This window comes from Streptomyces sp. NPDC058619, assembly GCF_042717785.1.
Lineage (GTDB): Bacteria > Actinomycetota > Actinomycetes > Streptomycetales > Streptomycetaceae > Streptomyces.
The window spans coordinates 65335-78038 of sequence record NZ_JBHXQN010000020.1; the positions used below are offsets into that span (position 1 = coordinate 65335).

The 12704-nt window shown below is 73.9% G+C and carries 8 protein-coding genes; 5 read left to right on the forward strand and 3 right to left on the reverse strand.

Annotation, left to right across the window (positions count from 1 at the left end; translation table 11 throughout):
- Positions 1 to 310: 310 nt before the first annotated feature.
- Positions 311 to 856: a hypothetical protein gene (locus tag ACFWTC_RS20845; RefSeq protein WP_384030114.1), complete on the reverse strand. Its 546-nt coding sequence runs from the start codon at positions 854 to 856 to the stop codon at positions 311 to 313.
- A gap of 417 nt (positions 857 to 1273) precedes the next feature.
- On the reverse strand, positions 1274 to 2020 hold the full coding sequence (locus tag ACFWTC_RS20850; RefSeq protein WP_383932345.1) for a hypothetical protein: 747 nt from the start codon (positions 2018 to 2020) through the stop codon (positions 1274 to 1276).
- 80 nt (positions 2021 to 2100) lie between these two features.
- Between ACFWTC_RS20850 and ACFWTC_RS20855 the strand changes: the two genes are divergently transcribed.
- A complete protein-coding gene (locus tag ACFWTC_RS20855) occupies positions 2101 to 2727 on the forward strand; it encodes a TetR/AcrR family transcriptional regulator (RefSeq protein WP_383932347.1) in 627 nt (208 codons plus the stop codon).
- 1250 nt (positions 2728 to 3977) lie between these two features.
- Here the strand turns inward: ACFWTC_RS20855 and ACFWTC_RS20860 are convergent.
- Positions 3978 to 4934, reverse strand: coding sequence for a ScbA/BarX family gamma-butyrolactone biosynthesis protein (locus ACFWTC_RS20860; protein ID WP_384030112.1), 957 nt, complete (start codon positions 4932 to 4934; stop codon positions 3978 to 3980).
- A gap of 430 nt (positions 4935 to 5364) precedes the next feature.
- Between ACFWTC_RS20860 and ACFWTC_RS20865 the strand changes: the two genes are divergently transcribed.
- From ACFWTC_RS20865 to ACFWTC_RS20880, 4 genes are all read left to right on the forward strand, one after another.
- On the forward strand, positions 5365 to 6924 hold the full coding sequence (locus ACFWTC_RS20865) for a cytochrome P450 (RefSeq protein WP_384074351.1): 1560 nt from the start codon (positions 5365 to 5367) through the stop codon (positions 6922 to 6924).
- Positions 6925 to 8426: 1502 nt separating this feature from the next.
- Positions 8427 to 9104, forward strand: a complete 678-nt coding sequence (locus ACFWTC_RS20870; protein ID WP_383923389.1) for a ScbR family autoregulator-binding transcription factor — start codon at positions 8427 to 8429, stop codon at positions 9102 to 9104.
- 324 nt (positions 9105 to 9428) lie between these two features.
- Positions 9429 to 10343, forward strand: coding sequence for a TetR family transcriptional regulator (locus ACFWTC_RS20875; RefSeq protein ID WP_384030109.1), 915 nt, complete (start codon positions 9429 to 9431; stop codon positions 10341 to 10343).
- A gap of 1447 nt (positions 10344 to 11790) precedes the next feature.
- Complete coding sequence (locus ACFWTC_RS20880; protein ID WP_384030107.1) at positions 11791 to 12657, forward strand: BTAD domain-containing putative transcriptional regulator; 867 nt, start codon at positions 11791 to 11793, stop codon at positions 12655 to 12657.
- Positions 12658 to 12704: the final 47 nt, after the last annotated feature.

Sequence of the window (12704 nt, forward strand, 5' to 3'; positions counted from 1 at the left end):
ACTCGGTGACGTGCGAGTGGTACAGACGCTCGCGGCGCAGGATCGCGCCCTTCTCATTCTTCGGGGCAGCGTCGTACTCGGCCACGATCCGCAGCTTGTACTCGGGAGAGAAGGAACGAGCTTCGGCCTCGGCGCAGGGTCTATGCCGGCGATGTTCTTGCTGGTCACGAAGGGTGGTACTCCTGTCGTGCCCTCCCAGGCTAACCCCGACAAAGCGGGATGTCTCACCCAAGATTGACAGAAAGAGCAGGCTGGGGGCTGACGTGACACCAGGTGCGTGACACCGGCGCGGGGGTGCGGCCCGGTGCGGCTACGTCGCCTGGGAGTCGCCGCCAGTAAGCAGTTCCTGCTCGATTTCCCGCGCCGCCCTCATCAGCTCCAGGGCCTCGCGGCGCAGGTCGCTGGCGCGCTCGCGCAGCTGCTTCACGCGCCGGCGCTGCTGCTGGGGGCTGAACGCGTTGATGTACTGCCCGCGCGGCCCGACGAGCAGCCCTTCGGCCACCAGCTGGCGTACGGCGGCCGCGGCCTCCTTGCAGCCGATGTCGTAGCGGGTCATGAACCACTCGCTGGGCTCGTAGCTGCGGTGGATCGCGGTGCGCAGCAGCCGGTAGGCGCGCTCGGTCGGCGTCGTCGTGCCGACGCTGTAGGGCCGGTAGCCCTCGAACAGGGTCATCATCCCTTCGGCGGCGAGCTGCTCCAGCGTGGAACGGACCACGTCCGTCGACAGCCGGAGATCGCCCGCGATCTCGGCCAGCGCGGGCAGATGGGTGCCCGGCTCGGTGCACGAGAGCCGCACCCACCGGCGCACCGCCTGGACGTCGTCGTCGCCCGCCACCACGTTGTCCACCGTCGTCATGCCCGCGCCCCCTGCTCTCCGGTGATCCGGTCCGGGGACCAGCCTGGTGGGCGACACGGCGCGCGCGCCATGAACTTGCCGCGGTTTGCCAGGACCGGCCCTACGCGCGGCGGATATGGGTGGATACGTGTTCGACGACAGGTAGGGTCCGAGCCTCCGTACGGAAGGGGCCCTCCGGTGGCGAACCTGGTCTACAAGCGAGTCTCGACTGACCAGCAGTCCACCGCCCGGCAGAAGCTCGTCCTGGACGAGGCCGCAATCGAGAACCCGGTCGTCTTCGAGGAAGAGCACCTCCAGCCGCCTCCACCCCCTCCAACGCCCGAAGTTCCGCGAGCTGCTGACGTACGCGCGGCCGGGCGACACGTGACACCAGATTCGGCTTCACCGAGGGAACGTGCCGGCCGATCCCACCGCCCTTCATTCCGCGGCCGGACCTGCTTTTTGGAAGGTCCTCCAGTACTGGCGTCGCTTCTCGTCCCGCACCACGACGCCGAGACGGGCCAGTTCCCCACCGAGTTCCCAAACGTCCTCGTGGGAGGGCCCCTTCTTCTCCAGCGACTCCTGGCGGGCCTTGAGGAGGGCGTTCGCGCCCTCTGGGAGGCCGGGAGTACCCGGGACCCAGAGGCGGAATTCACCCTGGTGCGGATCGACGTCCGCCCACGCATAGCCGTGCTCGGTGAAGGCGTCCGCAACGCGGCCGGTGTCCAGGTCGCATTCCTGTCGAGTGAGTTCGCCACCGTCGTGGCCGAGCAGGACGAGTTGCTTGCCGTGTCGGAACACCGTGGCGATGACATCGCGCGGGAACACCCGTTCCCGTCCCTTGCTTGTTAGCACAACGCACTCACCCGACAGGCGAATCACCAACTGCTCGTACTGGGCGACAAGTCCGAGGACCAGCCCTGCCACCGCGCCCGCGGCGGGCAGCGTCGGGGCGGGGGCGGAGACAACCAGCTCGGCCGGTCCCTGCAGCGGTGCCCAGGGCAGTGTCACCAGCCAGTCGGCCAGGAAGTCGACGAGCCAGCCGACACCCACCCCCACCAGCACGAAAACGGCGTAAACGCACACGGTGCTCAAAGCCGACTGCCGGAGCACGGTGAGTCGACCCGCCTGCGACTCCCGCCCCGTTTCCTTGCACATGTCCATGTCCCCCCTCGCCTCCAGCACTGCGCAATAATAGACTGAGCACTCGGTCTATTATTATTCGTCCGAGACCGGAGTCAAGAGCTGACCGGAAAGAGGCCCCGATGAGGACAGTCGACCCAGCCAGGCGTCAGGCGCGGCGCCGGCACATCATCAACGCCGCGACCGAACTCTTCGCCGTCAAAGGCTTCGAGCGCACCACCACGGCGGAGATCTGCAAGACCGCTGGCATGAGCGCGGGCAACCTGTTCCACTACTTCCCCAACAAGCGCGCGATCTTCCACGCCGTTTTCGAGGACGACGAGCACGACGGCGCCACCAAAACCGAGCGTTTCGCCGCCGCCCGCACCGCCGACGATCCGTGGACCGCCCTCCTCGACACCGTGGACCTTCTCGCCGCCCCCGCCGCGGAGCCGCTGGTCCCCGCCCTCGTCATGGAGGCGATGATCCAGGCCTACCGCGACCCCGAGCTCGAAGCACTGCTGAGCCGCGACAACGACGAAGAACGGTCCACCATCACCGCCCTGCTGCACAACGCGGCCGCGGCAGGCCAGATCGACCCCGCCCTGGACCCGGACAACACCGCGGCATGGGTCATGGCCCTCATCGCCTCCCTGTACACCAGCGCCGCCACCGATCCCACCTTCAGCCCAGCCGACCAGCTCCCCACCCTGCGCCTGATCCTCCACCGCTTCCTACGGCCCAACACCCACCAGGAGCCTGAGCGATGAACGGGCACCCATAGGACCCAATACAGCGACAGGCACACAGGGTGATCCTCCGGCCGTGTCGGCGGCGAATACGCGACACCTCAACATGCGCGTCTACCAGTCCCGGGGCCGGGTACGTACGGGCGAGGGCTTCGGCGATGGCCGCCGAGAGTTCGTCGACGGTGCGGACCTGGTAGCTGGGCGGGGTAATCCAGGCGGGGGCCATCCGCTCCGACATCAGGACGTGCTCGAACTCGGCTACCGCACCCAGGATCTGCTGGCCTGGGATTTGAACCAGCTGCCCGCGAAGAAGCGGCTCAAGGCGGCCGCCGCCGACCTCCCCGGCCGCTCGAACATGACCGTGTGGGGGTCGGGGTCGGGGTGCGTGGGCTTGTGGTGCGGGGCGCGGCTGTGTTCTGCCGGGGGTGCCTGCGGTGGGTGGCACCCCGCCTCCGGGTTGGCTGGGCTGCGCCGGGCTGTTCGGCGGGCCGGCTGGTCGCGTGCGTGCGGGTGGTGTGGAGCTGGGCGGTGGGGTGGTGCGGCTTGTGCTGGGTGGGTTGGTGCTGCCGGCGGTGTGGGTGCGGGGTTGCCTGACCGTGTGGCTTCTCCGGGGTGGTGCGGCGGTGTCGGTGCCCGGGTGTGGGTGCGGCATGGTGCGGGTGCGGCATGGGGCGGGAATCCTCGACCGTGCGCCCCGGGGCGTGGTGGGGCGGGGGTTGGGCGATGCGGTGGTGCGACGTCGGCCGGTGGCTGCGTGGCCTGGCGTAGCGGACGATGCGGGTGCCGGGTGCCGGGTGCCGGGTGCCGGGGTGCCGGGGTGCCGGGGTACGGGGTACGGGGTACGGGGTACGGGGTACGGGTGGTGCGGGGTGCGCGTGGCGTCAGGGGCGCTCGGTGTCCAGCTTCTGCCCGGAGCTGTCCGGTGGGCTGGCCTCGCCTGGTGGCTGGTGGCTGGTGGCTGGGCGTGGGGTGCCGTGTGGTGTGTTTGTGGTGTGGTGTGGTGTGGCGGGTGCCGGTTCGCCCGGGTGGGGCCGGGCGGCCGTACGGCGTAGGGCTGCTTGCCCGTGACGGTGTGCCGGGTGCTGCGAGGAGCCGGCGCACGGGTGAGCTGGCTGGTGCGGCGCTGCGGCGGTGCGGCGCGGGCAAGTGGGTTTGCTCTTGTGTGGTGCTGGTGTTGTCGTGCCGTGTTGTAGTCGGTAGCCGGTGGTGCGGGTGCGGGTGCGGGTGCGGGTGTGGGTGTGGGTGTGGGTGTGGGTGTGGGTGGGTGGGGGTTAGGGGTGGGTGGTGACGGTGGAGTGGAAGATGGTGCGGTCTTCTTGGTGGCCGGTGATGTCGACGCGGCCGGGGGTGGTGGGGGTGGCGTCGATCCAGCAGGGGGTGTCGAGTTCGGCGTAGTGGTGGAATCGGGTGGCGATGGAGGCGGGGGTGTAGGTGCCGGGGGGGTGGAGGGCGGTGGCGGCCTGGCGGGCGGCTTCGATGAGGACCATGCCGGGGTGGTGGTCGTTGGCGTGTTCGAAGAGGATGGGGTGGTCGAGGTCGGGGTTGAGCTGCCAGCGGCGGGGGTGGTCGGTGGGGGCGAGGACGACGTCGAGGGGGAGGATCCGGCCGGCGGTGGCGGGGGGCAGGGGGGTGTGGCGGGGGAGGGGGTGGGTTGAGCCTTTCTGGCCGTGGTCGCCGCGGAGCCGGCGGTAGGTGGAGGGGGCGACGCAGGAGAAGGTGGCGGTGCCGCGGGCGACGGGTTCGCCGCCGCGGTGGATGGTGACTTCGAGGTGGCCGGAGAAGCGGTTGCCCTTCCAGCCGAAGTCGGTGCAGGAGGCGTGGATGGCGAGGTCGCTGGGGCCGCGGCCGATGCGCAGGCGTTCGGGCCGGGAGGTGAAGTCCAGGCTCCAGAGCAGGACGTTGTGGCCGAGGGGGACGCCGTAGACGGCGTGGCAGAGGTAGAGGCCGGTCTGTCTGACGGTCTCGCCGGCCTGGACGGGGTCGTGGCTGGTGCCGTCGGCGCTGGTGAAGAAGGTGTGGGCGCGGGGCCACTGCCCGGTCAGGAGGTAGGTGTCCTCGCCGGTGCGCTCGCAGCCGGTGAGGAACACCTCGGCGAGGGAGCTGCGGTGGACGTACTCCCGGGGGACGGTGGTGGTCAGGCCCGGTACCTCGTTGCAGCGTGTCCAGGTGTGCCCCGTTTCGGGCAGGGGGGGGACGGGTGTGCTCGTCTGGATCGTCAGCATGGTCATGGACATCTCCCGCGGAACCGTTTGACGGATGGGACGGGTTGCTCACGCGATTCGCAAGATACGGACTCTCCGGTTTTGTTTGCAAGGTCCCAGCGGGGTACGGATGTCGCCCGCCGGCCGGGGCCGGGGGGCGGGGGGCGGGGCGGCGGGGGGCGGGCATGACGCCGACCAGCGGATATCGGGGCGGGAGGCACCGGCCGTGCCGCCAGGCCCGCAACTCCAAGTGGGAGCCGCGCTTCCGGTCGTATGCGCCGGTCCGACAGGGTGTCGGCACGCACTGTTCAGACGGCGGCCGCTCGCCGGGCCCCGGGGGGCGGCGGCGCGCCGGGCCGGGTCCGGCAAACCATTGGCAGGGGGGGTGGGTCGGTGTAAGACTCGGGGGCGCCGCCGGTAAGTTAAGAACCGGATGGGCGGTTTTTTAAACAGGGTGTTGACCGTCCGGTACGCCCTGTCGCCGCCGTCCATCCTGGAGAGCTCCCAGATGAACCGTCAGTGCCCGATGCCGATCGACCTTTCCGGCGCGCAGATGCATGCCGAGGCGGCCCGTTTCCGCGAGCGGGCGCCGGCGGTGTCGGTGCTGCTGCCGGGAGGGGTCGGTGCGTGGGCGGTGACCCGGCACGCGGACATCCGCCGCCTGCTGGTCGATCCGCGGGTGTCCAAGGACGCCTACCGCCACTGGCCCGCGTGGGCCGCGGGGGAGGTCGGCGGCGAGTGGCCGCTGGCGATCTGGGTGTCGGTGCAGAACATGATCACCGCGTACGGGGAGGAGCACACGCGCCTGCGCAGACCGGTGGCCGCCGCGTTCACCTCGCGGCGGGTCGCCGCGATGCGGCCCCGGGTCGAGGAGGTCGTCACCGGGCTCCTGGACCGGCTCCAGGCGCTCCCGCCGGGCCGGGTGGTGGACCTGCGGGGGGAGTTCGCGCACGAGCTGCCGACCCGGATCGTCTCGGAGCTGTTCGGGATACCGGAGCGCTGGTGGGCGCCCCTGCACAAGATAATCAAGGCGTTCTTCGACACGGCGATCACCGCCGAGGACGCCCAGCGCAACGCGGCCGACCTCCACGTCACCATGGCCGGCCTGGTCGCCTACCGGCGCGAGCACCCCGGCGATGACATGACCAGCGCCCTGATCGCCGCCCGCGACGCCGCCGCCGGCGCCGACACCGCCGACACCGCCGATGCCGCCGTCGAGACCGGTTCCGGCCCCGGGACCGGTCCCGGGGCCGCCGGGGAGACCGCCGCCGGTGCCGGTTCCCAGACTGCCGGTGCCGGTGCCGGTGGCGGTGGCGGTGGCAGTGGCAGTGGCAGTGGTGGCGCCCGTGCCGGTGGTGGGGAGCGTTCCGCCGCGGGCTGCCCCGCCGCCGGGCGTGCTGCCCCCGGCCGGCCCGGGGTGGAGGGTGCGGGCGGGGCGGGGGAGCGGTTCAGTGAGAAGGAGCTGGTCGACAACCTGATCCTGCTCTTCACGGCCGGCTATGAGACCTCCGTCAACCTGATCAGCACCGCCCTGTACGAACTGCTCCGCAACCCCGCCCAGTTGAAGCTGGTGCTGGAGGGCGCCGCCTCCTGGGAGGACGTGGTCGAGGAGGCGCTGCGCATCGAGCCGCCGGCCGCGTACGGGCTGCTGCGGTTCGCGGTGGAGGACATCGACATGGGTGGCGGTGTGGTGATCCCGAAGGGGGACCCGATCATCGTCTCGTTCGGGTCGGTGGGGCGGGACCCGGACCTGCACGGGGCGGACGCGGACCGTTTCGACGCCATGCGCCCCAGCCGCGGGCAGCACCTGTCGTTCGGGTTCGGGACGCACTACTGCCTGGGGGCGACCCTGGCCCGCCTGGAGTGCGCGATCGCGGTACGGCGGCTGTTCGAACGGTTCCCCGCAGCGACGCTGGCACTGGGGGAGTCGGGGGAACCGGGGCGGGTGGAGTCGTTCATCTCCAACGGGCTGCGCGAGCTGCCCGTGCTCCTGGGGGACCCCGCACGAGACGCCTGACACCCCCGGCCCCCCTGGGCACCCCCGGCCCCCTGGGCACCCCCGGCCCCCCTGGGCACCCCCGGCCCCCCCTGGGCACCCCCGGCCCCCCCCTGGGCACCCCCGGTTCCGCGGGCACCCCCCCGGCTTCCAGGGCGCCCCCCGGCCCCGGCCCCCGGGCACCCCCCCCGGCCCCGGCACCCCCGGCTTCCCGGGCACCCCGGCCCCCGGGACGCGCCCCGCGCCGTCCGGCGGCCGATGGGGCCGGCTGCGGGGGCCGGGGCGCCCCGGGGGCCGGGGGGAGCGGCATCTGTGGCGCGAGGGCGCGGGGCCGTGCGGGCTGCGGTGTGCGCGGGCCGCGGATGCTGGGGCGTGGGGCGTGGGGCGTGGGGCGTGGGGCGTGGGGGTACGGGCGCGGGGCTCGGCGGGACGTCCGGGGAGCAAGGGCGCGGGGGACCGTCCCGGCGGTGCGCCCGGGGCGCGGCGCGGGACCGTCCGGGCGGTGTTGCGCGGGGTGTTCGGGGTGTGGGGCGCGGGCGTTTCGTGGCGTAGGGGTGCGGGCGGGACGGTTCGGGGTGCCGGTGCGTCCCGGGGCGGGTGGTGGGGTGCGCGGGTGCGGCGCCGGCGCGTGCGGGGGCTCGGGGGCGTTCTGCAGGTCTGCCGGGTGCCGGGTGCCGGGTGCGGGGGTGCGGGGGTGCGGGGGTGTCGGGGTGTCGGGGTGGCGGGCGTGGGGCGTCTGGGGCGTGGGATGCGGGATGTTGGGTGCGGGGGACCGTCCGCGGTGCGTCTGGGCGTGACGGCGCGGGACCGTTCGGGCTGTGGTGCGTGCGGCGCTTGGTGCGCGGGGTGTTCGGGCTGCGGTGCGTGTGGGGCGCGGGCGTTCCGGGTGCGGGGAGCCGGTGCGTCCGGAGCGCACGGGCGGGGGTCGTTCGCGCCGTGGTGTGTCCGGAGCGCACGGGCGGGGGTCGTTCGCGCCGTGGTGTGTCCGGAGCGCACGGGCGGGGGTCGTTCGGGCCGTGGCGCGTCCGGAGCGCGGGCGCGGGGTCCTCCGGCGGGCTCGGGGCCGGGCGGGGGACGTTCGGGGAAGCGGGGTTCGGGGGTGGGGGCCGGGGCGTGGGGCGTTGGGGGCGCGGTGGGTGCGGGTTGCGGCGGGTCCGGGGGTGCCGGGGGTGCCGGGCCGTCCGTGGGGCGTGGGTGCGGGGGTCGTTCGGGGTGGGTGGGGTGTGTTGCGGACGTGAAGGTGCGGCGGGGGGTTCCCGGGTGCGGGGTGTGGGGTGCGGGGGTGGTGCGGGGGTCGGGTGCGGGAGTGGTGCGGGGGTGGTCCGGGGGTGTGGCCAGTGGGGTTGGCGGGGTGCAAGTGGTGGGTGGGGCGGGCGGGTTCGGGGGTGGCGGTGCGGGGCGGGTGTCCGGGGGGCCGTTCACGGCCGCTTGATAAAATACGGACCTTCTGGTTGGTTTTAGTGAGGGTGGCCGATCCGGTATGCGGATCGGGCGGGTACGAGCCCTCGGACAACGGAGGCACCGTGGCACGGCAGGAGCGTGCGGTACGTACGCGGCGCGCGATCTTGGAGGCGGCGGCGTCGGTCTTCGACGAGCGGGGCTACGACGCGGCCACCATCGCCGACATCCTCTCCCGGGCGGGTGTCACCAAGGGCGCCCTCTACTTCCACTTCGCCTCCAAGCAGGAGCTGGCCCAGGGTGTCCTGGACGAGCAGTTCGCCGAGGGCGGGGTGCCCCACCGCGAGAGCAAGCTGCAGGAACTCGTCGACGTGGCGATGGTGCTGGCGTACCGGATGAAGCGCGAGCCGATGCTCAGCGCCGGGGCGCGGCTCTCGCTCGGCCCGGGGATGCGGGAGATCTTCGGCGGGGGGTCGGTGCCGGGCTGGATCGAGTTCACGCGGACCCTGCTGTGCCGGGCCAAGGAGCAGGGAGAGCTGCTGCCGCACGTGGACCCGGCCGAGACGGCGTGGATCCTTTCGGCCTGCTGGACGGGTGTGCAGATCTACTCCCAGACCCTCAGCGACCGTACGGACATCGAGGAGCGGGTCGCGGCCGTCTACCAGCACATCTGCCCCAGCATCGCGACGCCCGCGATGCTCGCGCGCCTGGACATCGCCCCCGACCGGGGGCAGCGCGTGACCGCGGAGATGGGCCCGGGGCCGGGGCGGCCGGTGCCCGAGCCCGACCCGGCGTTCTCCTGAGCCCGCCCCTTCTCCGTACGCGCCGCCGGGAGGGCTGAGCGCGGGCGCGGGGCGCGCCTGCGGGGCGCAATACCGCGGTGCCGCGCCCCGTGCCGGTGTTCCGCGGCGTCCGGCGGGTACGGGAGGTACGGGAGCCCCCGGCGGTACGCGATGCCCGGGCCGTCCCCCGGCGCGGCGGCCGGCCGGGGGCGGAGCGGCGGGTTCCGGCCGGCCGGGCCGCGCCTCCAGCGGGACGCGAGCCGGGCTCCGGTGAGGAGGCCGACTGTGACCGCGAAGATCTTGTACCCCCTGAGGCAAACCGCGTTGGCGGTTTGTGGAGACTCCATGGCGAAGCAGGAGCGTGCGGCGCGCACGCGGGAATCTCTGGTCCGTGCGGCCGCGGAGGTGTTCGCCGAGCAGGGGTTCGTCACCGCCTCGATCGCGGCGATCAGCCGCCGGGCCGGGGTGAGCGCCGGCGGTCTGCACTTCCACTTCGAGAGCAAGACCGCGCTCGCCCAGGCCGTCGAGGACCGTGCGGCCGAGGCCCTGCGGCACATCACCGCAGGCCGGCGCGCCTTCGCGACGGCGACAGCGGCCGGCACGGCGGCGACTGCCACGGCGGCCGGTGGGCCCGGTGGGCCCGGTGGGCCCGGTGCGCCTGGTGGGCCCGGTGGCCCTGACGGGCCTGGTGCGGGGGGAGTTGCGGGCCTGCCGGGTGAGGCCGCGGCGCCGGGTGCGGACGATAGGTCCGGTGCGGGCGACGGGTCGGGTGCGGGGGGTGGTTCCCGTGTGCTGGGTGTGGCGGGCGGGGGAGGGGCCGGCCGGTGTGGGGGGCCGCCGGGGCCGAACGCGCTGCAGGTGCTGGTGGATTCCACGCACGCGCTGATGGCGCTGCTCGCGGGGGACGTGGTGGTACGGGCCGGGTACGGGCTGTGCGCGGACGCCTCCCGCAGGAGCGGGGTCGACCTGCGGCGGCAGTGGACCCTGTGGGTCCAGGAGGCGGTGGGTGCCGCGGCGCGGGAGGGGGCCCTGGCCGAGGGGGTCTGCGCGCGGGACGCGGCGAGTGCGGTGGTCGCCTCGACGGTGGGGCTGGAGGTCCTGGGTGCCGGCGAGCGGGACTGGGTCGCGCCCCACACCCTCACCCGGTTCTGGTCGCTGATGCTGCCGCGGCTCGCGGCGGCCGGCACCCTGGACGCGCTGCTGCCCCAGGGATCGGCGGCCGGCCGCGCCGAGGCCCCCCGCACCCCGGAGACGGCCTGAAACCCCGCCGTCCCCGGGCCCCGGGCCGGGGGGCCCGAGTTGGAGCCGGAGTTCCGAGCTGGTGCAGGCGTCGGGCGCCAGGCCGGAGTTCCGAGTGGCGGCGGGTCGGGAGTGGGCCCCTGAGGCGGAGCCGGAGTCGAGGCCCGCTCGGGGAGCCGGAGCCGGGCTCCGAGCCGGGAGTCCCGAGCTGGAGCCTGAGCCGGGTTCCAGGTCAGGGTGCCGGGGTGGCGGCGAGTCGGGAGCCGTGTCCGAGACGGAGTCAGGCCCCGGGCGGGGAGCCGGGCCCGGGGCCGGGAGTCCTGAGTTGGAGCTGGAGTTCCGAGCTGGTGCAGGCGTCGGGCGCCAGGCCGGAGTTCCGAGTGCCGGCGGGTCGGGAGTGGGCCCCGAGCCGAAGGCGGAGTCAGATCCCGGGTGAGGAGCCCCCGGTCCGGGCCCCGGGCGGGGGCTCTGAGTTCGGCGCGGAGTTCCGTGCCGGTGCCGGCCCCGGGCCCGGGGTCCCGAGGCGGCACCGGGTCAGGAGCCGTGTCCGAGGCGGAGCCGGAGTCAGGGCCCCGGGCGGGGGCCCCGAGTTGGCACCGGGGTCCCCGGGCGGGGGCCCCGAGTTGGCACCGGGGTCGGGAGCCGCCTTCGAGCCGGAGTCAGTGCCCCAGGCCTGCAGACCGAGTTGGACCCGGACCCGGACCCTGTCCCGGAGGGCCGGGGCTCGCGCGCAGAGCTGGGGTCCGGCCCCGAGTCGGAGTCGGGCTCTGAGCCCGGGCCGGCTCGACCGTATGGCTCGTTGGGCTGCCCGGCTGCCCGGCTGCCCGGCTGCCCGGCTGCCCGGCTGCCCGGCTGCCCGAGGGCCCGAGGGCGGTCGGTTGGGGCTGTGGCGCATCCCGCGGTAGCCGTTGGCCGAACGGGGCGGGCGGACAGACCGAGAGGCGCCCGCGCCTGCTCCCGGAGTCTGTCGCGCCGTGCGGCACCCTGGCCGTACGCCTCGCCGGCACCCGCCCCGCAACCCCGCCCGGTGTCCCGCCGCGGTGCCTGTGGCCTGCCGCCCCGCCCACCCGACCGCGTCCCGCCCGCCGACTCCGTTCGTCCGCAGGGGGCTTGCGCCGCCGCGCCCCCGCCCGGTGCGCCGTTGCCGTACGCCCCGGACGGCCGGCCCCCGCCCGTCCTTCCCGGACCCGCCCGTCCTTCCCGGGCCGGGCCGGCAGCAGAGCAGACCGTGTGGTCTCTTTGTGGTGGGGTTGAGGGGGTTCCCCTGTCCGCGTTGAGGGGTGGTCGAGGGGTGCCGGGCCGCCTCCGCTTCATGCGGAGGCGGATGAACGACCTGTTCAGGGGCGGTACTTGAGCGGTGGTGGCGTCCCGCTGGTATCAAAAACAGCACGACCGGTTTGATATTGACAAACCGTCGGTCCTGTTTTCTACTGGCGGTGCGACTCATCCAAGGACAGGGGAGTACGGCGTGGACATCGATGTACTGGGCGCGTTGGCTGTGCGGGAGAACGGACTCTCCATCACACCGACCGCCCCCAAGCCCCGGCAGGTCCTGGCGCTCCTGGCCCTCCATGCCGATCAGGTGGTACCCGTCTCGGCCCTCATAGAGGAGCTGTGGGCGGGTGAACCGCCCCGCAGTGCCCGCACGACGCTCCAGACGTACGTCCTGCAGTTACGCGCCCTCATCGCGACCGCCCTGGAACGCGGCGGCCCCGACGGCGGCCCCGACGGCGGGCCCGGACCGCAGGCCCCGGCGCGGACCGCGAAGGACGTCCTGGCCACCCTGCCCGGCGGCTACCTCCTCTCCAGCGGCGGCGGCACCCTGGACGTCAGGGAGTTCGACCGGCTCGCCGGGACCGGCTACCGGGCGATGGACGCCGGGGACTTCGCCGGCGCGGCCCGGCTGCTGCGCGAGGCCCTGGCCCTGTGGTCCGGGCCCGCGTTCGCCGACGTACAGGGCGGCGTCCAGCTCGACATGGAGACCCGGCGGCTGGAGGAGACGCGCCTGTGCGCCCTGGACCAGCGGATCGACGCCGACCTGCGGCTGGGCCGGCACCGCGAACTCCTGGCCGAGCTGACGGTCCTGGCCAGCCGATACCGCACGCACGAGAACCTCCACGGCCAGTTCATGCTCGCCCTGCACCGCTCGGGCCGCCGCGGCGAGGCACTGGACGTCTACCAGCGGCTGCGCGGAACCCTCGTGCGCGAACTGGGCCTGGAGCCGTCGGTGGCCCTGCGCCGCCTGCAGCGCTCCATCCTGATGGCGGGCCCCGAAAGCCTGACCGAGGCCGGGTCCGGTGCGGACTCCGGGGGCGAGCGGCTCGTACGCGTCTGAGCCCCACGGGCTTCGCAAGCCGCGGGGCCCGCGGGGCCCGCTGTCGG

Bases quoted from the DNA above. Each gene is read 5' to 3' on its own strand.
- ACFWTC_RS20845 (WP_384030114.1), bottom strand. From the start codon at position 856: ATGACGACGGTGGACAACGTGGTGGCGGGCGACGACGACGTCCAGGCG.
- ACFWTC_RS20855 (WP_383932347.1), top strand. From the start codon at position 2,101: ATGAGGACAGTCGACCCAGCCAGGCGTCAGGCGCGGCGCCGGCACATC.
- ACFWTC_RS20860 (WP_384030112.1), bottom strand. From the start codon at position 4,934: ATGACCATGCTGACGATCCAGACGAGCACACCCGTCCCCCCCCTGCCC.
- ACFWTC_RS20875 (WP_384030109.1), top strand. From the start codon at position 9,429: ATGGCGAAGCAGGAGCGTGCGGCGCGCACGCGGGAATCTCTGGTCCGT.